Below are 23,854 nucleotides of genomic sequence, written 5' to 3'. Positions count from 1 at the left end.
AACTTCAATCAGGCAGGAAAAGCGGGCACGGGACCGTTCGGGTCCGGGTCGCATCGGAAGGGATCTCCGAACGCGGCCTGTTTGAGTGGAGGGCGCGTTGTTTCAACCGCGCGAATCTGAGGCGTCGGGGCATGGCCCCGCCGACGGAGTGCCGGGCTGGCGCGCCGCGGCGCTGACGCATGCCCAGATCGAACGTGAGAACGCGCCGCAGGTCCTGCGCCGGGTGCGCGGGTTTGCCGAACGGTGGGACGCGCTGCGCTGGCGGGCGGAGGAACGGCTTGCAGAGGTAGACCTCGCTCCCGACCTTGCCGAAGCCATCGGCAGCCGCCGCTGGTTCCGCGGGCTCGGCACCTTCCTCGGCCTGACCGCATTCAGCCTGGCATTCTGGCCCGGCTTCGCCCCGCTCGAGGCCGCACCGGCGACCCGCGTCGACGATTCCGTTCGCGACGAATTCCGCAGCCAGATGATTATGCCCCTCGCTCTCGGTGCGGACAGCGGGCGACAGATGGGCGCGACGGCCAAGGTGGTGAAACTGAAGGCCGCGCCCGAGCGACCTTCGATCCAGGTCACCGCGACGCTGGCCAGTGGCGACAGTTTCACGCGGATGCTCCAGCGTGCCGGAATCGGCGGGGCCGACCTCTCGCGCGCCGCCGGCCTCGTCGCGCAGGTCATGCCGCTCGACGAGATCGAGCCCGGCACGAAGATCGACATTACACTTGGCCGTCGGCCCGAACCGGGCGCCGCCCGCCCGCTCGATGCGCTCGCGTTCCGCGCACGGTTCGACCTGGCGCTGGCGGTCGAACGCGGTGACGATGGCGGCCTCGCCCTCGAACGCAAGACGATCCGGGTCGATAACACGCCGCTGCGGATCCGCGGTGTCGCCGGCAACAGCCTCTATCGCTCGATGCGCGCGGCGGGCGCGCCGGCGAGCGCGGTGCAGCAGTACCTCAAGGCCCTTGGCGACCAGATCGACCTCGATTCGGGCGTCCGGCCGACCGACACCTTCGACATGATCCTGTCCTACAAGCGTGCCGCGACCGGCGAACGCCAGGCGGGCCAGCTGCTCTATGCCGGCATAGACCGGGGCGGAAAGCCGAAGACCCAGCTCATGCGCTGGGGCAGTGACGGGCGGTTCTACGAAGCATCGGGCGTGGGCGAGCAACGCACGGGGCTTCTCGCGCCGGTGCCCGGTGCGGTGACCTCGCGCTTCGGAATGCGGCGGCACCCGATCCTGGGCTATTTCCGTCGTCATGCGGGGATGGATTTCAAGGCGGGATACGGCACTCCGATCGTGGCCGTGACCGACGGCGTCGTGGCATCGGCAGGGCGCGCGGGTGGGTGCGGCAATGCGGTCCGCGTCAATCACGCGGGAGGTATCCAGACCCGCTATTGCCATATGAGCCGGATGGCTGTTTCGCCCGGACAAGGCGTGCGCCGGGGGCAGGTGATCGGCTACGTCGGCTCGACCGGTCTCTCGACCGGCCCGCACTTGCACTACGAGATGTACCGCAATGGCCGCGCCGTCGATCCCGGCTCGATCCAGTTCGTCACGCGCGCGCTGCTTTCCGGCGAGAACCTGCGGCGTTTCCGCGAGGTACTTGCCCAGCTGAAAACCGTCGAAGCTGGCGCAGCCCTCACCGACCTAGCCCCGACCGCCTCCGAAGTGCGATCGGAAGAGCCCTTGCGGGAAATCGACCGGGTCGACCCGGCCACGACTTCGATCTGACCGCGATTGCGCTGAACCGAGCATTGCGGCAACAGCGCAAGCGATGACCGCCGCCTATCCCAACCTCCGCCTGCGGCGCACGCGCGCGAGTGCGTGGAGCCGTGCCCTCCACCGCGAAACGGTGCTTACGCCCAGCGATCTCATCTGGCCGCTGTTCGTCACCGAGGGTTCGGGCGTGGAGGAGCCGATCGGATCGCTTCCCGGCGTATCGCGCTGGTCGGTCGATGGAATCGCCGCCCGCGCCAGGGAAGCGCAGTCGCTGGGCATTCCCTGCATCGCCCTGTTCCCCAATACGCCGTCCGATCGTCGCAGCGATGACGGGGGAGAGGCGCTCAACCCCGACAACCTGATGTGCCGCGCAATCAAGGCCATCAAGGATGCGTGCGGCAGCGATATCGGCGTCCTGACCGACGTGGCGCTCGATCCTTATACCAGCCACGGCCAGGACGGGCTGCTCGACGAGAGCGGTTACGTCGTCAACGACGATACCGTCGCGGTGCTCGTCGACCAGGCGATCAACCAGGCGAATGCGGGCGCCGACGTGATCGCCCCTTCGGACATGATGGACGGCAGGGTCCGCGCGATCCGCATGGCGCTCGAAATGAACGGGCATCCCAACGTCCAGATCATGGCCTATGCGGCAAAGTACGCGAGCGCGTTCTACGGCCCGTTCCGCGATGCGGTCGGTTCCGGCGGGCTGCTGAAGGGCGACAAGAAGAGCTACCAGATGGACCCGGCGAATGCCGAGGAAGCGCTGCGCGAGGTTGCGCTCGACCTTGCCGAAGGGGCCGACAGCGTGATGGTCAAGCCGGGCCTGCCCTATCTCGACATCGTGCGGCGGGTGAAGGAACGGTTCGAGGTGCCGGTCTTCGCGTACCAGGTGAGCGGCGAATACGCGATGATCGAGGCGGCCGCAGCGGCCGGCGCGGGGGACCGCGATGCGCTCGTGCTCGAGACGCTCATGGCCTTCAAACGCGCCGGCTGCGCGGGCGTGCTGACCTATCATGCCGCGCACGCCGCGCGGCTGCTCGGCGCATGATCGAAACCGAACGGCTGGTCCTGCGCGACTGGCGCGACGAGGACGTCGACGATTTCCTGCGCGTCTGCTCCGATCCCGAAACGATGGAATTCCTCGGGCCGGTGATGGACCGGGGCCAGACGGCCGCGCTCATCGAAGTCCTTCAGGAACGCAGCCGGCAGACCGGCCACACGTTCTGGGCCATGGAACGCAAGGAGGATGCGCGCGTGATCGGCTTTACCGGCGTGATCCGCGCGCATGCCCCGGAGATCGAAGGTGAGCTCGAAGTGGGTTGGCGAGTGGCGCGCGATTGCTGGCGCAAGGGCTATGCCCACGAAGCGGCAGCCGCGACGCTTGAATGGATCGCCGCCAATCGGCCCGGCGAACGCGTCGTGGCGATCACGGCCGTAACAAATCAAAGGAGCCGTGCACTGATGGAGAAGCTCGGCATGACATATCAGGATGGATGCGACTTCGATCACTACAGGGTGCCGGTGGAAAGCCCGCTCCGGCGACACGTGATCTATGCGCTGGACGCGGCGCGGTGAGCCGTTCCGCGCGGCGGCGACTGTTCATCGCCACCATTCTCCTCGGCAGCTTCCTGCTTTTCCTCGTCCAGCCAATGGTCGCGCGCATGGCGCTGCCGCGGCTCGGCGGTGCACCCAACGTCTGGAACAGCGCGATGCTGGTCTATCAGGCGTTGCTGCTCGGGGGGTATGCCTATGCGCACCTCCTCGGGCGACTGGCGCTGAAGAAACAGGCGATCGTCCATATCGTCGTGCTCGGGCTTGCCGCACTTACCCTGCCGATCGCGCTCGCCGAGCTGCCGCCCGCGGCTCCGGGCGCGGAGGTATTGTGGGTGCCGTTACTGTTTCTCGCAACCATCGGCCCGCTGTTCTTCGCGGTGTCGGCCCAGGCGCCGCTCATGCAGCGATGGTACGCCGCGGACCCTCAAGCCGACGATCCCTATCCCCTCTATGCGGCGAGCAATCTGGGCAGCTTTGCCGGCCTCATCGCTTACCCGCTTGTGGCCGAGCCGCTGCTTCCCATCGCCCGGCAAAGCGGCGTGTGGACCGTCGGCTATGTCGCGCTGCTCGTGCTCGTCATCTTCACCGCGCGCGCGTTGCCCAAGGCCGAACCGTCGACCAGCGAGACGACCAGTGCATCGCCGGAACAATCGTCCGAAGAAATCGGCTGGCGCCGTATTGCCCTGTGGGTGTGTCTGGCCGCGGTCCCTTCGGGGCTGATGTTGTCGACGACGACCTACCTGACGACCGACATCGTCGCGATGCCGCTGCTCTGGGTTATCCCTCTGGGCCTTTACCTGCTCTCGTTCTCGATCGCTTTTGCGGAAAATCGCGGCCTTGCGAATGGCTTTGCCCGGCACGCCGCGGCGCTGACCATGGTCCTCGGCTCGATTACCATCCTGCTGTCCGCACAGGGCTCGGTACCGGCGGCGCTCGTCAGCGTGGCGCTGCTGTTCGTGGTGGCGGTAGCGCTGCATGGGCGACTCTACGAAACCCGACCGAGCCCGGCCAAGCTGACGCTGTTCTACCTCGTCATGTCGGCGGGCGGAGTGCTCGGCGGCGCCATCACGGCGCTCTTCGCGCCTGTGGTGTTCGACTGGACCTGGGAGCACCCGCTGCTGATCGTGGCCGCATCGCTGTTGGTGCCGCTGCCTGCCTATGCACGTTGGAGCGAGCGGCTGGGATGGAGCGCGTCGCGCACGCGGGTTGCGATGGCGGCTTCCTTTGCGCTCGCGTTGCTGGCGATTGCCGCACTTTCCCGGGCAATGGTTGCCAGCCCGCAGTCGCCGCTCGTCGTGCAGGGCCTGCTGGCACTTGTGGTGATCCTCGCCCTGCTGGTCGTGCGCTGGCGACCTGCATTCGCCGCAATCCTGGCGCTGGCGATGCTGGCGCTTGGCGGAATGCAGTCGCTTCGGACGTCGCTCGCCGGCGAGCGGACGCGCAGCTATTTCGGGGTCTATACGGTGCGAGACATCGACGACGCTGCGCGCACGCTCGCCCACGGAACGACGTTGCATGGGGTCCAGTTGCGCAAACCGGGGCTCGAACTGCAACCGACCACGTATTACGGACGATCTTCCGGAATCGGACTTGCGCTCGGAGCCGGGGATGCGCTCCTCGGCAAGGGGGCGAACATCGGGATCGTCGGGCTAGGGGTCGGAACGCTCGCCTGTTACCGAAAGCCGGGACAGGACTGGACCTTCTACGAAATCGACCCCGCGGTGCTCGCCTACTCGCAAGGCGGGCAGTTCACGTTCGTCGAGAAATGCACGCCCGATGCAAGGATGGTGATAGGCGATGCGCGGCTCGAACTGGAGAAGGCGCCGGCGGGCACTTACGACTTGCTTGCGATCGACGCCTTCTCTTCCGATGCAGTCCCGCTCCACCTTCTGACCGACGAGGCATTCAAGGTATACCTGCGGTCATTGGCGCCCGACGGGCTGCTGTTGGTGCACATTTCCAACCGTTACATCGACCTCGTTCCCGCGCTGGATGCGGCGGCGCGGGCGAACGGGCTCACGGCAATCCGCCGTCACGATCGTGGGGCGAAGCCACCACGCACCAGTTCCATGTGGATCGCGATGGCGCGCGACCCGGCGCGGCTGACGGCCCTGCAGGATTCCAATCCAGCGACCTGGGACGAGCTCGAGCGTACGGACCACCCGCTGTGGACCGACGACTACGCGTCGATCCTGCCCGTCCTCAAATGGGAGAAGTTCCTGTGAGCACCCATCGCCCCGGCGTTACCCTGGTCCCGATCCACGGGCGGGCGCCGCAGATCCACGACAGCGCCTTCATCGCCCCGGGGTGCACGATCATCGGCGACGTCACGATCGGGGCGGACTCGAGCGTCTGGTACAATTGCGTCCTGCGCGCCGACGTCAGTCGGATCGTAATCGGAGAGCGGACCAACATCCAGGACGGCAGCGTGCTCCACTGCGATCCCCAGCGGCCCGGCGATCCCGATGGCAGCCCGCTGATCATCGGCGACGACGTACTGGTGGGCCACATGGTCATGCTCCACGGTTGCCGGATCGAGGATCGCGGCTTCGTGGGCCTCGGTGCGATCGCGATGAACAAGGCGGTGATCGGGTCCGACGCGATGCTCGCCGCAGGTGCCATGCTGACTGAAGGCAAGGTCATGGAAGCGCGCGAGCTCTGGGGCGGCCGTCCGGCGCGCAAGATGCGCGATCTCGACGACATGGCCGTCGCCGGCATGCGCATGGGCGTCGCGCATTACGTCGAGAACGCGAAAGCGCACGCCCTCGCCATCGCGGGTGCGCTGGGCCCGCACCCCGATGATGGCCGCACGCAAGGCTAAGGTTGCGCGGCGCGACTTTCGCTAGGGATCAAGCGGCTGGGGGTTTCGCGTAGCGCAGCAGGAACCCCATGAAATCGACCTTGCCGAGCGCCAGTCCCTCGCGGCGCAACAGCCCGTACGCCGTCGACGCGTGGAAGTAGACGTTCGGCATTGTCCAGTCGCGCAGATACTCGTGCGCCTGCATCACGAAGCGCATGCCGTTGGGCAACGTCATGTCGATCTCTGCATCGGAAGGTGCGGCTTCGCGTTCCTCCGCTTCCGTAATGCGATCCCTGGCCGCCGCCAGCCGCTCGCGCACTTCGGCAAACGTCGCGTAGGCTGCTTCGTCCAGGGGGATGTCCATGCCCCAGACGCGGCCGAGGCCCATGTAGGCCTGGTTTATCGCGATGCGGAACTGGGTTTCCAGCGGGAACATGTCGTCCGCCAGTTTTGCATCCGCAAGCAAGTTGTCTGGAAGTCCCGCAGCCTCCGCTTTGGCCGCGAGGTGGTCGAGCGTGCCGAGTACGTTGTTGAAGGTGGCGATCGCGGCGGTCGAGTAGGACAAGGGCGGGTCTCCGGTTGGTTTCGCTACCGGTAGGCCGCGCCTAGTCCCTGATCAACGCCCGCAGTGCCTCGATCCGGTCGGCCTCGTGCACGGGCTTGTCCCAGCGGATCCGGTGGATGCGCGGGAAGCGCATCGCGAGGCCGGACTTGTGGCGCTTGCTTTCGTGCACCGAATCGAACGCGACCTCGAATACCAGGCTGCGGTCGGTCTCGCGTACCGGCCCGAAGCGGTTGACCGTGTGGGTGCGCACGTGGCGGTCGATCTTCTTGAGCTCCTCGTCGGTGAAACCCGAATAGGCCTTGCCGACTGGGAGCAGTTCCGCGCCGGCGTCCGGGTCGCCGTCCCAGCAGCCGAAGGTGTAATCGCTGTAGAAGCTCGACCGCTTTCCGCTGCCGCGCTGGGCGTACATCAGCACGCAGTCGATCAGCAGCGGGTCGCGCTTCCACTTGTACCACAGGCCGACCCGGCGCCCAGCGATATAGGGCGAATCGCGTCGCTTGAGCATGAGGCCCTCGATGGCGTCGTCGCGGGTCCGGCTCCGGATCTCGGCAAGGTCGTCGAAATGGGCCGCTTCGATCACCTGGCTGAGATCGAAATGGCTGACGGGCAGACGCGGCATCAGCGCCTCGAGCGCGGTCCGCCGCGCCTCCCACTCACGCTCGCGCAGGTCTTTCCCTTCGAGTATCAGCACGTCGTAGAGCCGCACGAAGGCCGGGTATTCGGCGAGCATCTTCTTCGCCACGGTCTTCCGGCCCAGACGCTGCTGGAGCGCGTTGAAGCTCGCCGCCCCGCCCTCTTCCCCGCCCTGGTGACTGCCGCGCACGAGCAATTCCCCGTCAAGCACCGCATCCATCGGCAGCACGTCGAGGAGCTCGGGGAAAGTCGCGGAAATATCGTCGCCGCCGCGGGAATAGAGCCGAGTCTCGCCGCCCATGCGGACGAGTTGCACGCGAATGCCGTCCCATTTCCATTCGGCGGCGTAGTCCGCCAGGTCGACCACCGTATCTTCAAGCGGATGCGCGAGCATAAAGGGGCGGAACGTCGGCATGTTCGCGGTGTCCGGCGGCGCTTCGCCGTGCGCGGCCCAGGCGAACAGCGGTTCGTAGGGCGGGGTCAGCCCGTGCCAGTGCTCCTCCACTTCCTCCACACCGACATCGAATGCCTGCGCGAACGCGACCTTGGCGAGGCGGCTCGAGATGCCGATCCGCATCGCGCCGGTGGCCAGCTTCAGGAGCGCGTAACGGCCCGAACTGTCGAGCCGGTCCATCAGCGCGGGCAGCTCGGTAAAGACCGTCTTGCGGTTCATTGCGCCGAGCAAGGCCACCGTTTCGCTCACGCTCGGCGGGTCGGGCGGATTGTCCGGCGTCGGCCAGAGCAGGCTCGCGGTTTCGGCGGTATCGCCCACGAAGTCGCGGCTCAGCGTCCAGAGCACTGGGTCGATCCGCTCCATCAGCATCGTGCGGATCGCCGACGACTTGACGGCGGGAAAGTCGAGCCCGTCGGTCAGCGCCGCGAGCGCCCAGCCGCGATCGGGATCGGGCGTTTCGCGCAGGTATTCGGCGATCAGCCGCAGCTTCTCGTTGCGGCTGCGGGTATAGACGAGAGCGTCGATCAGGGCGGCGAGTTCGTCCATCTAGGCGCGGTTCATCTGGGCTGGTACAGGGACGCCGTCACGCGGGGCACGGAGCGCCGCGGATCGGGAGTTTCGACAGACATGATCAGGTATCTCGCCGCCGCTGCGGTGCTCGCGGCCGGTCCGGCCTTCGCCCAGGCAGCGCCCGCCCAAGACCATTCGATGCACGCCGGCATGGACCATTCGGCGCATGCTGACCACTCCGCCCATGCGGCTCACGGTACCGCGGCGGCGAAGCTCTCGCTCGACACTCCGATCGAGGCGTTGATGGCGAACCCGAAGGCCAAGGCTGCGGTGGAAGCATCGCTTCCCGGCGTCGACGCGCATCCGGCCTACGGCCAGTTCAAGGCGATGAGCCTGAAGCAGGTGCAGCCGTTCTCGAACGGCATGATCACCGACGAGATGCTCGCCAAGATCGAAGCCGCGCTGACCGCCATCGAGGGGTGACCCGCCGTCAGTCATCCTCGTCCTCGTAACCGACGAGGGCGAGGGCGCGCGCCTTGCGCTGGTGCAACTGGTGCCAGCGCAGGAGCGCCTCTTCGCGGCCATGGGTGATCCACGTCTCGCGGGGGTCCACTTCCTCGACCGTGCGGGTGAGCTCGCCCCAGTCGGCGTGGTCCGATATAACCAAAGGCAGCTCGACATTGCGCTGGCGGGCGCGCTGGCGCACGCGCATCCATCCGCTCGCCATCGCGGTGATCGGCTCGGGCAGGCGGCGTGACCACCGGTCGTTGAGTGCCGAAGGCGGACACATGACTACGCGCCCTCGCATGTCGTCCTTCGTTGCCCCGCTCACAAGTCGCAGTTCGCCGAGATCGACGCCGAACTCCTCGTAGAGGCGGCACATCCGCTCGAGCGCGCCGTGCAGGTAGATCGGCTCGCGGTGACCTGCCGCGCGCAGCTCGGCGATGACCCGCTGCGCCTTTCCCAGCGCGTAGGCACCGACGAGGACGCAGCGGTCGGGATGCGCCGCCAGGCGGCCCAGCAGCTTCGCCATCTCGTCGGCGATCGGCGGGTGGGTGAACAGCGGCAGGCCGAAGGTCGCTTCGGTGACGAAGATGTCGCAGGGCGTCACTTCGAAGGGCGGACAGGTCGGATCGGGTCGGCGCTTGTAGTCGCCGGTCACGACAACACGTTCACCGGCGTGCTCGAGCAGGATCTGCGCGCTGCCGAGAACGTGGCCGGCTGGTACATAGGTGGCGCGGACGCCGCCTTTCAGGTCGATACTCTCGCCATAGGCCACCGGGGTGGCTCCCTCGCGGGTGTTGTAGCGCAGGTCCATGATCGCCAGCGTCTCGGGTGTCGCCACCGTGACGCCGTGACCGCCGCGCGCGTGATCGGCGTGGCCGTGGGTTACGAGCGCGTGCGGTACCGGCCGCGCCGGGTCGATCCACGTGTCCGCGGGGACCACGTGGATGCCCCACGGCTCGGGCCGGATCCATGCGAAGTCGCGCGCCATCGCCTGCCCAACGGACGGGACGCGCAGGCGTTTCCTATTTCGTCCGGTACTTGTCGAACCAGGCGATGATCGCGCTCGCCCTGGCGGCCGACTGGCTGGGTCGCGCGGTGATCGAGTGGCTCGCGCCCGGCACGCGGACCAGCGCGGTCGGGACCTCGCGGGCCTGCAGCGCGGCGTAGTACTGCTCGGCTTCGACCGGCGGCGTCCTGCGGTCTTCTGTGCCGACGACGACGATGGTCGGGGTCTTCACGTTGCCCACGAGGCTCAATGGCGAGCGCGCCCAGTAGGCCTCGGGCGCTTCCCACGGCATCTGGCCGAACCAGTAGGGCCCGAAATAGGCGGGGTTGTCGGCCACCAGCACCTGGCTGACCATGTTGATCACCGGCTTCTGGACGGCGGCGGCCTTGAACCGGTCGGTCTTGCCGATCGCCCAGGCGGTCAGCACGCCGCCGCCCGACCCGCCGGTGATGAACAGGTTGTCCGGATCGGCGATCCCGGCGGCGACCGCGGCGTCGACCGCCGCCATCAGGTCGTCATGGTCCTTCCCGGGATAGGCGCGCTCGATGTGGTCGGTGAACGCCTGGCCGTAGCTCGTCGATCCCCGCGGGTTGGTATAGAGCACCGCATAGCCGGCCGCGGCGTAGAGCTGGTAATCGGTCGCGAAATACGGGCCATAGGCGGTCGCCGGGCCACCGTGGATCTCGAGAATCGTCGGGACTTTCGTGCCTTCGACGTAGCCGGGCGGGGTCAGCAGCCACGCCGGCACGCGGAGGCCGTCGGGCGCGGTGACCGCGATCTCTCGCACCTGCCCCAGGTCCTTGGCGCGAAGCTGTGCGTTGAGGTCGGTCAGCACGCGGGTCCGTCCGCCCGCGATGACGGCCACGTCGCCGGGCGTGTCGACGTCGCCGGTGGTGAACGCGATCGACCCGTTGTCGGCGGCGCTGAATTCTCCCCCGGTGTAGGGCCGGTCGAGGCTCCCGCCAGCGAGCGCATCGGTGATCGGGCGAACCGATCCGTCGAGCCCGATGCGGGCGAGCCGGCCCTTGCCGTCGTCATCGTACTTGATCAGCAGCGAGCGACTGTCGGCCGACCATTCGAGCGCGTCGATTCCGCGGTCGAGGCCCGGAGCCAGTAGCCGGGCTCCTGTGCCGTCGGCGTTGCCGACGTAGAGGAGTGTGCTGGCGAATGCCTTGCCGATGTCGTCGTTGCCGAGCCAGGCGATCATGCGACCGTCGGGCGATACGACCGGCCGGAAGTCGGGTCCCTTGCGGCTGGTGATGGCGCGCAGGGTCCCGCTGGAAAGATCGATCCGGAACAGCTCGCTTTCGCGCGCCTCACGCTGCCAGCCTTCGTTGCGATTGCCGCCGACGATTAGCGCCCGGCTGTCGGGCGTGAAGTCGAGCCCGCCGTCGTGATTGAACGTGCCGAAGGTAAGCTGGCGTGGCGCGCCCCCGGTCGCGGGGATCGTGAACACGTGGCTGAACCCGGGCTTGAGGTCGCCCGCGCCGTCTGCGCGAAAGGTTACCCGGTCGATGATCTCGAGCGGCGGCGCCCACTGCGCACCCTCGGGCTTGTTCGCCGGTGCCGCGCCGAGCTTGGGCCCCTCATCGGGCACGATCATCGCGTAGGCGATCGTCCGGCCATCCGGAGACCATGTGAGGCCCGTCGGGCTGTTGGGCAGGCCGGTCAGCCGCGCCGCTTCCCCACTGTCCATCCAGCGCACGTAGAGCTGCGGCGCGCCGCCCTCGGCAGTCGAGACATAGGCCAGCCGCTTGCCGTCGGGCGACCAGCGCGGGCTCATATGCGAGCCCGGTCCGGCGACGAGCGGTTCTTCCGCGCCGGTGCCGACGTCCACCAGCCAGATGGTCGGCCGCATCCGGTCGGTCATCACGTCGGCCGAGCGACGCACGTAGGCGATCCTGCGTCCGTCGGGACTGATCTGCGGGTCGCCGGCAACCGAAATCCCGAACAGGTCCTGCCCGGTGAAAGTCCGGCTGGGGCCGTCCTGCGCCGCGAGCGGGCTCGCCAATGCCAGAAACAATGCTGCCAGACCGATTGCACGCACGACCAAACCTCCCCCGTGGAAACGGAGGAGGTTCAATCACATGCGGACGGACTTGACCAGTGGGCGCGGATCAATCCTCGCCCTTGGTCTCCTTGGCCTGCGACGGTTTGCCCTTCTTCGCCGCGGGCTTTTTCTTCGTGGGCCGCGACTTGGGCGGAGCCGGGGTCAGCTCGAAGGCGGGCTGGCCGTCCTTGAGGCTGACGTGGACCTCGCCTCCACCCGAAAGTTTGCCGAACAGCAGTTCCTCGGCGAGCGGCTGCTTGATCTTTTCCTGGATCAGGCGGGCCATCGGGCGGGCACCGTAGAGCTTGTCGTAACCCTTGTCGGCCAGCCAGCCACGCGCGTCCGAATCGAACTGGATGTGGACGTTCTGATCGGCGAGCTGCATTTCGAGCTGCAGGATGAACTTGTCGACCACCCGCGCCACGGTCTCGCGGCCGAGGTAGGTGAACGGCACGATCGCATCGAGGCGGTTGCGGAATTCGGGGGTGAACATCTTCTTCACCGCCTCGTCCTGCGCGTCTTCCTTGCTGACGTCGCCGAAGCCGATGCCCTGCCGCGCCATGTCGGACGCGCCCGCGTTGGTCGTCATGATGAGGACGACGTTGCGGAAATCGACCGTCTTGCCGTGATGGTCGGTCAGGCGGCCGTTATCCATCACCTGCAGCAGGATGTTGAACAGGTCCGGGTGCGCCTTCTCGATCTCGTCGAGCAGCAGCACGCAATGCGGCTGCTGGTCGATCGCATCGGTGAGCAGCCCGCCCTGGTCGTAGCCAACATAGCCCGGAGGCGCGCCGATCAGCCGGCTGACGCTGTGCCGCTCCATGTATTCCGACATGTCGAAGCGCTGAAGCGGGATGCCCATGATCGACGCGAGCTGGCGCGCGACCTCGGTTTTGCCGACGCCGGTCGGGCCCGAGAACAGGAACGAGCCGATCGGCTTGTCCGGATCGCGCAGGCCCGCGCGGGAAAGCTTCATCGCGGTCGACAGCTTCCGCACCGCCTCGTCCTGGCCATAGACGACCTGCTTCAGATCGCGTTCGAGGTGCTCGAGCGCCTTCTTGTCGTCGCTGCTGACCGACTTGGGCGGGATGCGCGCCATCGTCGCGATGACCGCCTCGATCTCGCGAGCGGTGATCTTCTTCTTGCGGCGGCTGGGCGGGACCAGCATCTGCATCGCGCCGACTTCGTCGATCACGTCGATCGCCTTGTCGGGCAGCTTGCGGTCGTTGATGTAGCGCGCGCTGAGCTCGACCGCGGTCTTGATCGCGTCGGGGGTGTAGGTGACCTTGTGGTGGTCCTCGAACGCGCTGCGCAGCCCTTTCAGAATCTTGACCGTGTCCTCGACCGTCGGCTCGTTCACGTCGATCTTCTGGAACCGGCGCAGCAACGCGCGGTCCTTTTCGAAGTGATTGCGGAATTCCTTGTAGGTGGTCGAGCCGATGCAGCGGATCGTCCCGCCCGACAGCGCGGGCTTCAGGAGGTTGGAGGCGTCCATCGCACCGCCGCTCGTCGCGCCGGCGCCGATCACGGTGTGGATCTCGTCGATGAACAGCACCGCCTCGGGCATTTTCTCGAGTTCGTTGACGACCTGCTTGAGCCGCTCCTCGAAGTCGCCGCGATAACGGGTGCCGGCGAGCAGCGCGCCCATGTCGAGCGAATAGATCACCGCGTCCTGCAGCACCTCGGGTACATCGCCCTCGATGATCTTGCGCGCGAGGCCCTCGGCGATGGCGGTCTTGCCCACGCCCGGATCGCCCACGTAGAGCGGGTTGTTCTTCGAACGGCGGCACAGGATCTGGATCGTCCGGTCGACTTCCGGACCGCGGCCGATCAACGGATCGACCTTGCCGCTCTTCGCCTTCTCGTTGAGGTTGACCGTGAACTGGTCGAGCGCGGACTGGTCCTTGCCGCCCTTCGCCTCGCCCTTCGATTCCTGCTGGGCCTCGCTCTCGCCCGGACCCTGCGGCGGCTTGGATTCGAGCTGCTTTCCGCCCTTGCCGATGCCGTGGCTGATGTAGCTCACCGCGTCGAGCCGGCTCATGTCCTGCTGCTGGAGGAAATAGACCGCGTAGCTGTCGCGCTCGGAAAACAGCGCCACGAGCACGTTGGCGCCGGTCACGGTGTCCTTGCCCGACGACTGCACGTGGAGGATTGCGCGCTGGATCACCCGCTGGAACCCGGCGGTGGGCTGCGGATCGGCCTCCTCGCTGGTCTCGAGCTTCTGGTATTCCTCGTCGAGATAGCGCCGGACAACCTCGCCCAATTCCGACAGGTCGACACCGCAGGCGACCATGACCGCAGCGGCGTCCTCGTCGTCGATCAGCGCAAGCAGCAGGTGCTCGAGCGTCGCGTACTCGTGGCGGCGCTCGGCCGCACCCGCAAGCGCGGCGTGGAGGGTCTTTTCGAGGTTCTGGGCGAAACTGGGCATTCAGGTCACTTTCGGTGGGAAATGCGAGCATCCGCTTGCGCGAAGGTATGAACGGGAATGGTTAACGGCGCTTTTACGCTCGCCATCGAGGGGGATATCCGACGATATGGGAAGCGGCCCGGCGATTGCGAGGCCGCCCGCGTCATGACGACGGCTTTCCGAAAAGTGAGTCCGCCGCGGATCGGTGGGCCGCTGCCTTCAGACGGTGGCTCTCGACGCGTGCGATTTCCGCTTCGAGCAGGGCAATGCGTTCGGCCAGTTCGTCTTGGGAATAAGGCGCAAGGTCCTCCTTCGCGAGGAGGCTGGCGGCATCGCCTTTGGGTCTGGGACGGTCGTCGTCCATCGGCATGAATCATCGCAAGACCAGACGCTTGCTGTCAATGGCCTGCCCCGCTAGTTGCCCGCCCTATCCGGTGCGCTGTCGCAATCGGGCAACAGGGGGCATTTGTCGTGGCACTCGCCATTCCCGCTACGATGACCGCGATGGGCTACGACGCGCCGGGGGGCGCCGACGTTTTCCGGCCCGAAACGATGGACGTGCCGCGACCCGGCAAGGGCCAGGTCCTGATCCGTGTCGCTTTCGCCGGGGTCAATCGTCCGGACGTGATCCAGCGCCAGGGCTTTTACCCCCCACCGCCGGGCGCGTCGCCGATCTGCGGGCTCGAAGTCGCCGGCACAGTGATCGACATCGGTGAAGGCGCGCCGCCGGAAATGCTCAATCAGCAGGTCTGCGCGCTCACGCCCGGTGGCGGGTATGCCGAGTACTGCCTGACGGATGCTCGCCACTGCCTGCCGGTCCCCGCCGGTCTCTCGCTCGCCGAGGCCGCCGCGCTACCCGAGACGATGTTCACCGTGTGGCACAACGTGTTCGAGCGTGGGCTCGCGGGCGAGGGTGAGACGCTGCTCGTCCATGGCGGCACCAGCGGGATCGGCACCACCGCGATCCAGCTTGCCAAGGCCTTCGACATGAAGGTGGTCGCCACCGCGGGCAGCGACGAGAAGTGCGCGGCGATACGCGAACTCGGTGCGGACCTGGCGGTAAACTACAAGGCGCAGGATTTCGTCGAGGAGGTGAAGGCATTCACCGGCGGCAAGGGGGTGAACGTCGTGCTCGACATGGTCTCGGGTGATTACGTCGCGCGCAACCTGGAATGCATGGCCGAAGACGGCCGCCACGTGACGATCGCGGTACTCGGAGGGCTGAAGGCCGAGATCAACATGGCGCTGGTGATGAGGAAGCGCCTTACACTGACCGGCTCGACCCTTCGCCCGCGCTCGGACGATTTCAAGGCGCTGCTGGCGGACGAAATCCACGAGGTCGCCTGGCCCCTCGTCGCCGAGGGCACCGTGCGCCCGGTGATGCACTCGACCTTCCCGCTCGCCGAGGTGGGCAAGGCGCACGCGCTGATGGAAAGCGGGGACCTCATCGGCAAGATCGTGCTCGAGGTCGGTGACGGCTGACCCGCCCTGAGCGTCACGGTCCCGTCACACTGTCGCGCAATCGACTGCGAACCGTCGCGAAGGTTTCGCAGGGCCGCGCTATCATCGCAAGCGTGGGAAACAGGACAAGGTCGATCACCATGCTGCAGGATTGGGAACAGGGTCTGGTCGGAAACAACCGCGGGACGATCTCGGGCCTCGCGAAGCGCGAAACTCTGGCGCAAGTGATGGTGCGCGCTTTTCGGCCCATCCAGGCCCGGAGAGAAACGGAGTCGCTGCCGCGCGCCGCATAGGCTTGCGATAGCTGCCTGCATCGCCTAGATCGGAATCGCACGGCCGCCCCGCGAGGGGCGGCCTCTCTATTTTCCGGACCCCGATCCCTAGGAATTCCCCATGGCCGACCAACCCAAGCCGCTCATGCCGCACGCGACCGCCACCTGGCTGGTAGACAACACCGCGTTGTCGTTCGAACAGATCGCGGAGTTTTGCGGACTCCACATCCTCGAGGTTCAGGCGATGGCCGACGACCTCGCGGGCGCCAAGTACACCGGGCGCGATCCCGTCCACGCCGGCGAGCTGACGAACGAAGAGATTGAAAAGGGCCAGGCAGACTCGAACTACGCCCTCAAGATGCACAAGGCGCCCGTCGCGGTCGTGCGTACCAAGGGTCCGCGCTACACCCCGGTCTCCAAGCGGCAGGACAAGCCCGATGGGATCGCCTGGATCCTGCGCAACCACCCCGAGGTGTCGGATGCGCAGATCGGCAAGCTGATCGGCACCACGCGCAACACCATCACCGCGATCCGCGAACGGAGCCACTGGAACATCCAGAACATCAATCCGAAGGACCCCGTCACGCTCGGCCTGTGCTCGCAGCGCGAACTCGACGCGACGGTCGCCAAGGCTGCCAAGAAGGCCGGGCTCGAGGAAGATACCGCTGCGCGCGAGACGCGTCTCGGCAACGACCGCGAAGCGCTGATCACCGAGCTGCGGGCCGAGCGCGACGCTGCCGCCAAGGCTGCTGTCGAGGCCGCGCAGGAAGCCGAGGCCGCCGCCTGGCTCGAGAACAAGCGCGCCGAGGAGGCGAGCGAGGGCTAAACCCCCAACAAAGCTTGCCAATAGGGCGCGCTTGCAGCATCCTTTTTTACATGGATGTCAGTAGCGCGCCCGTCCCCTATCACCACCCTTGTGCGTGGGATGTCGCGCTGCCGGAACTGACGGTGCCGCAACTTCTCGAGCGCGCCGCTGCCGAAGCGCCGCATGCGCCGGTGATCGATTTCATGGGGCGGACGTACAGCTACGCGCAGGTGCTGGCAGAGGCGCGGCGCGTGGCCGCGGGACTGGCTTCGCGAGGCATCGCCAAGGGCGACCGGGTCGGGCTCTACCTGCCCAATGTGCCGATCTACCTTGCCGCCTATTACGGGGCGATGATGGCGGGCGCGGTGGTGGTCAATTTCTCGCCGCTCTACACCGTCGAAGAACTTGCGCACCAGGTCGCGGATTCGGGTACGCGGCTGCTCGTCACGGTCGACGTCGCAAGCCTGCTGCCGACCGCGCTCAAGGTGCTCGATGGATCGGCACTCGAAACGCTCGTCGTCGGAAGTCTTGGCCAGATGCTGCCGTGGACAAAGCGGATCGCACTCAAGGTACTGGGTCGCAAGGCTTTGGCGGCGATCCCGAGGCGGGCAGATGTCAGCAAATGGGAAGATTTGCTCGTCGAGTCCAATTGGTCGCAATTCCTGGGGGATGGCCCTCCGATATTGCCGGCTGCAGGCCGCGATGACCTCGCGCTGCTCCAGTACACCGGCGGCACGACCGGGCGGCCCAAGGGCGCGATGCTGTCCCACGCCAATCTCGCCTCGAACGCCTTGCAGGTCGAAGCGATCGATCCGGATGCAGGGTCACGCGACGTGATCCTGGGCGTGTTGCCGCTGTTCCACGTCTTCGCGAACACGTGCGTCCTCAACCGCACGGTCGCCAACAAGGGCTGCATCGCCATGCTCCCTCGGTTCGACGCCAAGCAGGCGCTCCAGACCTTGCAAAGGGTTAAGGCGACAGCCTTTCCGGGTGTGCCGACGATGTACCAGGCGCTGCTCGACCACCCTGAGCTCGCGAAAACCGATTTCTCCTCTCTGCGTGTGTGCATTTCCGGAGGGGCGCCGCTTCCCGCCCCGGTGCGCGACGCCTGGGAAGAACGCACCGGATCGCGGCTGGTCGAAGGATACGGGCTTACCGAAAGTTCGGGCGTGGTCTCGACTAATCCCTACGAGGGCAAGCGCAAGCCGGGCACGATCGGTCAGGTCCTGCCGCACACGCGTGTGGTGCTTCTCGACAAGGAGGATCCCACTCGCCCCGCGCCCGATGGGCAGCCCGGCGAACTTGTCGTGGCGGGGCCGCAGGTCATGCAGGGCTACTGGAACCGGCCCGATGCCGCAAAGGATGCCTTTGCCGAGGTCGATGGAGAGCGCTGGCTGCGCACCGGCGACGTCGCGGTGATCGACGAGGAGGGCTTCATCGCGATCGTCGACCGGATCAAGGACATGATCGCGGTCGGCGGGTTCAAGGTCTTCCCGAGCCAGGTCGAGGCGGTGCTGGTCGAGCATCCGGCGGTCAAGGAAGCGCTCGTGCTGGGCCTGCCCGACGCCTACCTCGGCGAAATGCCGCGCGCGTTCGTCACCCTGAACGACGAGGTGTCAGCGACTGGCGAGGAGCTGGCAAGCTGGCTCAACGCGCGCGTCGGCAAGCACGAGCGGGTAAGCGGGGTCGAACTCCGCGCAGAGCTCCCCAAGACGATGGTCGGCAAGCTCGACCGCAAGGCCCTGATGGCGGAAGTGACGGGCGCCTAGGCCCCGGTGTAGCCCCGGTACCAGCGCACGAACGCCGGTACCCCGACTTCGATCGGGGTCGAAGGGCGATAGCCGGTCGCTGCGGTCAGCGCGTCGATGTCGGCATAGGTCTTGTGGACGTCGCCCGGCTGCATCGGCAGCATCTGGAGGTCGGCCTTCCTGCCGCATTCGGCCTCGAGCAGGCCGATCACTTTCATCAGGTGTTCGGAGCGGTTGTTGCCGATGTTGTAGAGCGCGTGGGGGCTGCTGCTGCCGCCGGCCTTCTCGCTGCCGTCATCGGCGGGCGGTCGATCGAGGCAGGCGAGCACGCCTGCGACGATGTCGTCGATGAAAGTGAAGTCCCGGTACATGTCGCCGTTGTTGAACACCGGCAGGCTTTCCCCCGCGAGGATGCGGCGCGTGAAATTCCACAGCATCATGTCCGGCCGCCCCCACGGGCCGTAGACGGTGAAGAAGCGCAGGCCGGTGAGCGGTATCCGATAGAGGTGCGCGTAGCTTTCGCTCATCAGCTCGTCGGCCCGCTTGGTCGCCGCGTAGAGCGAGACCGGGTGATCGCTGCGATCGGCGACCGAGAACGGCAGTTTGGCGTTGCCGCCGTAGACCGAGCTCGAACTGGCATAGACCATGTGCGCGACCTTGCGGTGGCGCGCGGTCTCGAGCAGCGCCAGATGCCCGACAAGGTTGGCGCGCGCGTACTTGAACGGATGGTCGAGCGAATAGCGCACCCCCGCTTGTGCGCCGAGGTGGACGATGGCGTCGAAATCGTCGCCGGCCAGCGCCGCGTCGAGCGCTTCGTGGTCGGAGAAGTCGAGCCGGCGGAACGCGAACCGGTCGCCCGCGGGGGCGGAGCGGACGCGCGCGAGCCGGTCCTCCTTGAGCGAGACCGCGTAATAGTCGTTGAGGTCGTCGATCCCGAGCACGGCGTCGCCACGCGCGACCAGCGCTTCGCTGACCGCCGAGCCGATGAACCCGGCCGCTCCGGTGACGAGTACCTTCATGCCGGCGCGGGGTTAGGGGCGCGCGGGGCCGGTGGCAACGCTCAGCTTGCGAGCGTGAGCTTCGGCTCGCTGTCGTCGGACGGCTTGGGCGAAGCCAGCGGAGCGGCGGTGGCTCTGCTCGGTGTACGGTGCGCGAAGCGGCCTTCGACTTCCGCGCCCTGCTCGATCGTCAACGCGTCGTAGTGCACGTCGCCGTTGATCTTCGCGGTGCGCAGCACGACGAGTTCGCGCGCAGTGATCGATCCGCTCACCGCGCCGCCGACGCGCGCGGTCTCCGCAGTGATCGCGCCATCGATCTGGCTTCCGTCACCCTGCACAAGGCTGGCGCACTTGATGTCGCCTTCGACACGCCCGTCGATGTGGAGATCGGCCGTGGCCTCGATATCGCCGCGAATGACGACGTCGCTGCCGATGACCGAGAAGGTCGATCCGCCTGCGGTCGGCCTAGCCACGGGCCGGGTCTCGCTCGGGCTGTACTCGTCGGGCTTCTTTGAGAACATGGGGGGCTGCCTCCAGGAAGGGGCGCGGGTTCACCGCGCGGTCGTTGACGCGCACCTCGAAGTGCAGGTGCGGACCGGTCGAACGACCGGTCGATCCGATCGCGCCGATGACGTCGCCGGCGGCGACCTCCTGCCCCACGCGCGAATGGAATTTGGACATGTGGGCATAGCGGGTGATCATCCCGTTGCCGTGGCTGATCTCGACCACGTTGCCGTACCCGCTCTTCTGGCCGACGAAGCTCACGCGGCCTTTCGCGGCGGCGTAGATCGGTGCGCCCGTGGGTCCGCTGAAGTCGATACCGGCGTGCATCGCGGTCGTCCCGTTGAAGGGATCGCGGCGGACGCCGAAGCTGCTCGTCATGGAATGCGCCGCGGGGCGATACTGCGGGATGCCGGACAGGCTGCGGTCGAGCGCTTCCATGCGGGCGAGGCTTGCACCGAGCCGCTCGAAGCGGGGGTCGAGCGAGCCGTCGCTGTCCGAAGCCAGACGCTCGAGCGGACCACCCATCGCACCCTTGCCGGCGGCCCGCATCATCGAATTGGGATCGAGCCCGAGCTGGCGGATCGCCCGCGCGCTCCGCTCGGCGCGCTGGTCCGCGTAGCGGGTCAGCTTTTCGACGTAGGCCAGTTGCCTCGCCTCGATCGCGGCCAGCGCAGCGGCCTCGGGGATCATCGCCGATACCTTAGACACGGTCTTCGCCGCTTCGCCCGACGAATCGCTCACCGTTCCGCGATTCTTGACGTCGTCGGGGAGTGCCTCGGTCATTTCCTCGAGGAAATCCTGCCGCGCCTTGAGGTCGTCAGCGACATCCTGGATGTTCGCACGATAGGCGCCCACGCGCTCTTCGGACTTGGCGACGGTGGCCTCGCGCTCGAGCAGCGACAGGCGGTCGGCGGCGGCGCGATACTGCAGCCATCCCATGACCGCCATCGACAGGCCCCAGAGGACGAGCGCCGATACGACGGCGCCCGCGGCGATCATCTGCACCCTGCCGGTGATCTTGATGAAGCGAACCTGTCCCTGGGACCGCATGAAGAATTCGCGGTCCGGGAACCAGGTACGCAGGCGGCTTAACCAACCGCCAGCGACTGCGTTCATGTGAGGTACGACCCCTATGTCCCGTTCTTATCCCGGGAGGGCGGCTAACAGAGGTGTCAGCAGAGGTCGAATCGACTTGTTAAGACTCGGGGCGAGTCGAGCGAGAGTCGGGACGAAACGTTCCCAACGCGCGAAATTTTTGAATCCGCCGCGGAACGATTAGCCCCGGAATGGGTTTCGCCGCCCCCAGATTTCTTCGCTGGCTGGGCAACCCCCAAGTGTTAAGAGGGGGCGATGGCGCTTGCAGATCCCTCCACTGATGCCCGACTGCTTGTCGAACGACTGGCCCGCGAAGGACGCGGGGCACAGGCAACGCTTGCAGGCATGGATTCCCGGGCGCGGGCAGACGCCCTGCTGGCGGCCGCAGAAACCCTTCGCGCCGACGAGGCCGCGATCCTTTCGGCCAATGCTGCGGATGTTGCCGCTGGTGAAGCTGCGGGCCTGACCGGCGCGATGCTGGACCGGCTGCGGCTCGACCCGTCGCGGCTGGCGGGAATCGCCGACGCTGTCGCCGCCGTTGCCGGACTGCCCGATCCGGTCGGTGAGGTCATCTCCCGCGACGAGAGGCCCAACGGCCTGGTTCTCGAGCGGGTACGCATCCCGATCGGCCTTATCGGCATCATCTATGAAAGCCGTCCCAACGTGACGGCCGATGCCGCCGCGCTTTGTGTGAAGGTGGGCAATGCCGTCCTGCTGCGCGGCGGGAGCGAGGCGGTCCACTCGAACCGCGCCATCCATGCGGCGATGGTGCGCGGCCTCGCGAGCGCCGGGGTACCCGCGGCAGCAGTCCAGCTCGTCCCGACGCAGGATCGCGCAGCCGTTGGTGCCATGCTGGCGGCGGCCGGTCTTATCGACATGATCGTCCCGCGCGGTGGGAAGGGCCTTGTCGCCCGGGTCCAGGCCGACGCGCGCGTGCCCGTGCTCGCCCATCTCGACGGCCTTTGTCACACCTATGTCCACGCAGCCGCCGATCCGGCGATGGCGCGGCGGATCGCGCTCGACGCAAAGCTGCGGCGGACGGGTATCTGCGGGGCGATGGAAACGCTCCTGGTCGACGCGGCATTTCCCGATACGCCGGCATTGCTGGGCGACTTGCTCGACGCCGGGTGCGAGCTTCGGGGCGACGCGCGCGCACAGGCGATCGATCCGCGCATCGCGCCCGCCTCGGACGAGGACTGGGAAACCGAGTACCTCGATACGATCCTGTCGGTCGCCGTGGTCGACGGCCCCGAAGCGGCGATGGCGCACATCGCGCGTCACGGTTCGCACCACACCGATGCGATCGTGACCGGCGACGAAAGAGTCGCGCGGCAGTTCCTCACGCAGGTCGATTCGGCGATCGTCATGCACAATGCCTCGTCGCAGTTCGCCGACGGCGGCGAGTTCGGGCTCGGCGCCGAGATCGGCATCGCGACCGGCCGCCTTCACGCGCGCGGACCGGTGGCGCTCGAAGGACTGACGACCTACAAGTGGCTGGTGCTGGGGTCGGGGCAGGTGCGCGGTTGAGCGCGCCGTGCGGCAATTCGTTTTCCTACACGCTGTCTTTGGGTTTATCCGGGGGTGGTGATCGAACCTTTCGCCCTGTCCTCGAACAAGCCCGGAACGGGCGGAACCCGAGAAACGACGCGAGCTCGTTTTGGTGTATACTTCGTGTAACCTTTCACCGCTGAAACGGGCCATCGGAGACTTTCATGCGTTATAACCGCCTCGGTTCGACCGGACTGATAGTATCTGAGCTGTGCCTCGGCGCGATGACCTTCGGCACCGATCCGGGCCGGTTCGCCAACGTGGCCGGTCTTGACCAGACCGCTTCGACCGGACTCGTCAAGCAGGCGCTCGATGCGGGGATCAACTTCATCGATACGGCCAACGTCTATACGCGCGGCCAGTCGGAGCGTTTCGTCGGGCAGGCGCTGAAGGACCTTGGGATCGCGCGGAGCGACGTGGTCATCGCCACCAAGGCGATGGGGGCGATGGGCGACGGGCCCAACGATGCCGGGGTGAGCCGCTACCACCTCATGCACCAGATCGACGCGAGCCTCGACCGGCTCGGGCTCGACCACGTCGACCTCTACCAGATCCACGGGTGGGATTCGCAGACCCCGATGGAGGAAGCGCTGCGGGCGATGGACGACATCGTGAGGTCGGGCAGGGCGCGCTACATCGGCGTGTCGAACTGGGCGGCCTGGCAGATCATGAAGGCGCTGGGCACGAGCGAGCGGCTGGGGCTCGAGAAGTTCGCCTCGCTGCAGGCCTACTACACCATCGCCGGGCGCGACCTGGAGCGCGAAGTCGTGCCGATGCTGCTGAGCGAGGGCGTCGGCCTCATGGTCTGGTCGCCGCTCGCAGGGGGGCTGCTGTCGGGCAAGTACACCCGCGGCGACGACGACCGGAGCGAAGGCGAAGGGCGCCGGGCGGCATTCGACTTCCCCCCGGTCGAGATGGACCGCGCCTACGACCTCATCGACGTCATGAAACGCATGGCAGATGCGAAGGGCGCGAGCGTCGCTCAGATCGCGCTCGCCTGGCTGCTCCACCGACCAGTCGTCTCGACAGTGATCGTCGGCGCCAAGCGGGCGGACCAGCTGGCCGACAACATCGGCGCCTGCGACGTCGAATTCACGCAAGCCGAATGGGACGAACTCGACAAGCTCAGCCGCCTGCCGCGCGAATACCCGGGCTGGATGCTCGGATTCCAGGGCGGCTATCGCGGCGATAAAGTCTCGCCCCGGCGCACTCCGAAGTAG

General features: G+C 67.0%; 20 protein-coding genes. 11 read left to right on the top strand and 9 right to left on the bottom strand.

Annotated features, from left to right (window positions below; genetic code table 11):
• Positions 1–97: 97 nt before the first annotated feature.
• The 5 genes from A6F68_RS02265 to A6F68_RS02245 are packed head-to-tail and all read left to right on the top strand — an operon-like array spanning position 98 to position 6,092.
• Positions 98–1,726, top strand: coding sequence for a M23 family metallopeptidase (locus A6F68_RS02265; protein WP_232308184.1), 1,629 nt, complete (start codon positions 98–100; stop codon positions 1,724–1,726).
• Between the two features lie 43 nt (positions 1,727–1,769).
• On the top strand, positions 1,770–2,765 hold the full coding sequence (gene hemB, locus A6F68_RS02260) for a porphobilinogen synthase (RefSeq protein ID WP_067675759.1): 996 nt from the start codon (positions 1,770–1,772) through the stop codon (positions 2,763–2,765).
• A complete protein-coding gene (locus A6F68_RS02255; RefSeq protein ID WP_067675756.1) occupies positions 2,762–3,292 on the top strand; it encodes a GNAT family N-acetyltransferase in 531 nt (176 codons plus the stop codon). Before hemB ends, A6F68_RS02255 begins: the two co-directional genes overlap by 4 nt.
• Positions 3,289–5,496 carry a fused MFS/spermidine synthase gene (locus A6F68_RS02250; RefSeq protein WP_067675753.1) on the top strand — a complete coding sequence of 736 codons (2,208 nt, stop codon included), beginning with the start codon at positions 3,289–3,291 and terminating at the stop codon, positions 5,494–5,496. Before A6F68_RS02255 ends, A6F68_RS02250 begins: the two co-directional genes overlap by 4 nt.
• Complete coding sequence (locus tag A6F68_RS02245; protein WP_418368988.1) at positions 5,493–6,092, top strand: gamma carbonic anhydrase family protein; 600 nt, start codon at positions 5,493–5,495, stop codon at positions 6,090–6,092. Before A6F68_RS02250 ends, A6F68_RS02245 begins: the two co-directional genes overlap by 4 nt.
• 28 nt (positions 6,093–6,120) lie before the next feature.
• Here A6F68_RS02245 and A6F68_RS02240 read toward each other — a convergent pair whose 3' ends face one another.
• Both A6F68_RS02240 and A6F68_RS02235 read right to left on the bottom strand, forming a co-directional pair.
• Positions 6,121–6,636 (bottom strand): DUF1993 family protein, encoded by a 516-nt coding sequence (locus A6F68_RS02240; protein WP_067675748.1) that lies wholly within the window; start codon positions 6,634–6,636, stop codon positions 6,121–6,123.
• A 40-nt stretch (positions 6,637–6,676) separates the two neighbouring features.
• Entirely contained in the window at positions 6,677–8,269 is a 1,593-nt protein-coding gene (locus tag A6F68_RS02235; protein ID WP_067675745.1) for a cisplatin damage response ATP-dependent DNA ligase, read from the bottom strand.
• 81 nt (positions 8,270–8,350) lie between these two features.
• Between A6F68_RS02235 and A6F68_RS02230 the strand changes: the two genes are divergently transcribed.
• Positions 8,351–8,716, top strand: coding sequence for a hypothetical protein (locus A6F68_RS02230; RefSeq protein ID WP_067675742.1), 366 nt, complete (start codon positions 8,351–8,353; stop codon positions 8,714–8,716).
• Between the two features lie 7 nt (positions 8,717–8,723).
• Here the strand turns inward: A6F68_RS02230 and A6F68_RS02225 are convergent, their stop codons facing one another.
• From A6F68_RS02225 to A6F68_RS02210, 4 genes are all read right to left on the bottom strand, one after another.
• Complete coding sequence (locus A6F68_RS02225) at positions 8,724–9,728, bottom strand: ligase-associated DNA damage response exonuclease (RefSeq protein ID WP_067675740.1); 1,005 nt, start codon at positions 9,726–9,728, stop codon at positions 8,724–8,726.
• Positions 9,729–9,762: 34 nt separating this feature from the next.
• Positions 9,763–11,793, bottom strand: coding sequence for a S9 family peptidase (locus tag A6F68_RS02220; protein ID WP_067675737.1), 2,031 nt, complete (start codon positions 11,791–11,793; stop codon positions 9,763–9,765).
• A 70-nt stretch (positions 11,794–11,863) separates the two neighbouring features.
• A complete protein-coding gene (gene clpA / locus A6F68_RS02215; protein WP_067675734.1) occupies positions 11,864–14,224 on the bottom strand; it encodes an ATP-dependent Clp protease ATP-binding subunit ClpA in 2,361 nt (786 codons plus the stop codon).
• A gap of 142 nt (positions 14,225–14,366) precedes the next feature.
• Positions 14,367–14,567 (bottom strand): DUF1192 domain-containing protein, encoded by a 201-nt coding sequence (locus A6F68_RS02210; protein WP_067675730.1) that lies wholly within the window; start codon positions 14,565–14,567, stop codon positions 14,367–14,369.
• A gap of 107 nt (positions 14,568–14,674) precedes the next feature.
• On the opposite strand from A6F68_RS02210, the gene A6F68_RS02205 reads away from it, so the two are divergent.
• The 3 genes from A6F68_RS02205 (at position 14,675) to A6F68_RS02195 (ending at position 18,510) form a co-directional block, all read left to right on the top strand.
• The gene (locus tag A6F68_RS02205; protein WP_232308183.1) at positions 14,675–15,685 is read left to right on the top strand and encodes an NAD(P)H-quinone oxidoreductase; all 1,011 of its coding nucleotides are present in this window, start codon (positions 14,675–14,677) and stop codon (positions 15,683–15,685) included.
• A gap of 372 nt (positions 15,686–16,057) precedes the next feature.
• Positions 16,058–16,762, top strand: a complete 705-nt coding sequence (locus tag A6F68_RS02200) for a DUF1013 domain-containing protein (protein ID WP_067675724.1) — start codon at positions 16,058–16,060, stop codon at positions 16,760–16,762.
• Positions 16,763–16,812: 50 nt separating this feature from the next.
• Entirely contained in the window at positions 16,813–18,510 is a 1,698-nt protein-coding gene (locus A6F68_RS02195; RefSeq protein ID WP_067675721.1) for a long-chain-fatty-acid--CoA ligase, read from the top strand.
• Here the strand turns inward: A6F68_RS02195 and A6F68_RS02190 are convergent.
• The 3 genes from A6F68_RS02190 to A6F68_RS02180 are packed head-to-tail and all read right to left on the bottom strand — an operon-like array spanning position 18,507 to position 21,107.
• Complete coding sequence (locus A6F68_RS02190; RefSeq protein WP_067675717.1) at positions 18,507–19,508, bottom strand: NAD-dependent epimerase/dehydratase family protein; 1,002 nt, start codon at positions 19,506–19,508, stop codon at positions 18,507–18,509. The two genes, A6F68_RS02195 and A6F68_RS02190, sit on opposite strands and share 4 nt — an antisense overlap.
• Positions 19,509–19,549: 41 nt before the next feature.
• The gene (locus A6F68_RS02185; protein ID WP_067675714.1) at positions 19,550–19,960 is read right to left on the bottom strand and encodes a bactofilin family protein; all 411 of its coding nucleotides are present in this window, start codon (positions 19,958–19,960) and stop codon (positions 19,550–19,552) included.
• Positions 19,953–21,107 (bottom strand): M23 family metallopeptidase, encoded by a 1,155-nt coding sequence (locus A6F68_RS02180; protein ID WP_067675711.1) that lies wholly within the window; start codon positions 21,105–21,107, stop codon positions 19,953–19,955. Before A6F68_RS02180 ends, A6F68_RS02185 begins: the two co-directional genes overlap by 8 nt.
• 234 nt (positions 21,108–21,341) lie before the next feature.
• Between A6F68_RS02180 and A6F68_RS02175 the strand changes: the two genes are divergently transcribed.
• Together A6F68_RS02175 and A6F68_RS02170 are read left to right on the top strand one after the other, a co-directional pair.
• Positions 21,342–22,613: a glutamate-5-semialdehyde dehydrogenase gene (locus tag A6F68_RS02175; protein ID WP_067675708.1), complete on the top strand. Its 1,272-nt coding sequence runs from the start codon at positions 21,342–21,344 to the stop codon at positions 22,611–22,613.
• A 185-nt stretch (positions 22,614–22,798) separates the two neighbouring features.
• Positions 22,799–23,854, top strand: coding sequence for an aldo/keto reductase (locus tag A6F68_RS02170; RefSeq protein ID WP_067675706.1), 1,056 nt, complete (start codon positions 22,799–22,801; stop codon positions 23,852–23,854).

It is taken from the genome of Tsuneonella dongtanensis (assembly GCF_001698205.1).
In the GTDB taxonomy this organism is placed as follows: Bacteria; Pseudomonadota; Alphaproteobacteria; order Sphingomonadales; family Sphingomonadaceae; genus Tsuneonella; species Tsuneonella dongtanensis.
The sequence above is the reverse complement of the archived record's forward strand: the minus strand, read 5'-3'. Positions and strand labels throughout refer to the sequence as shown.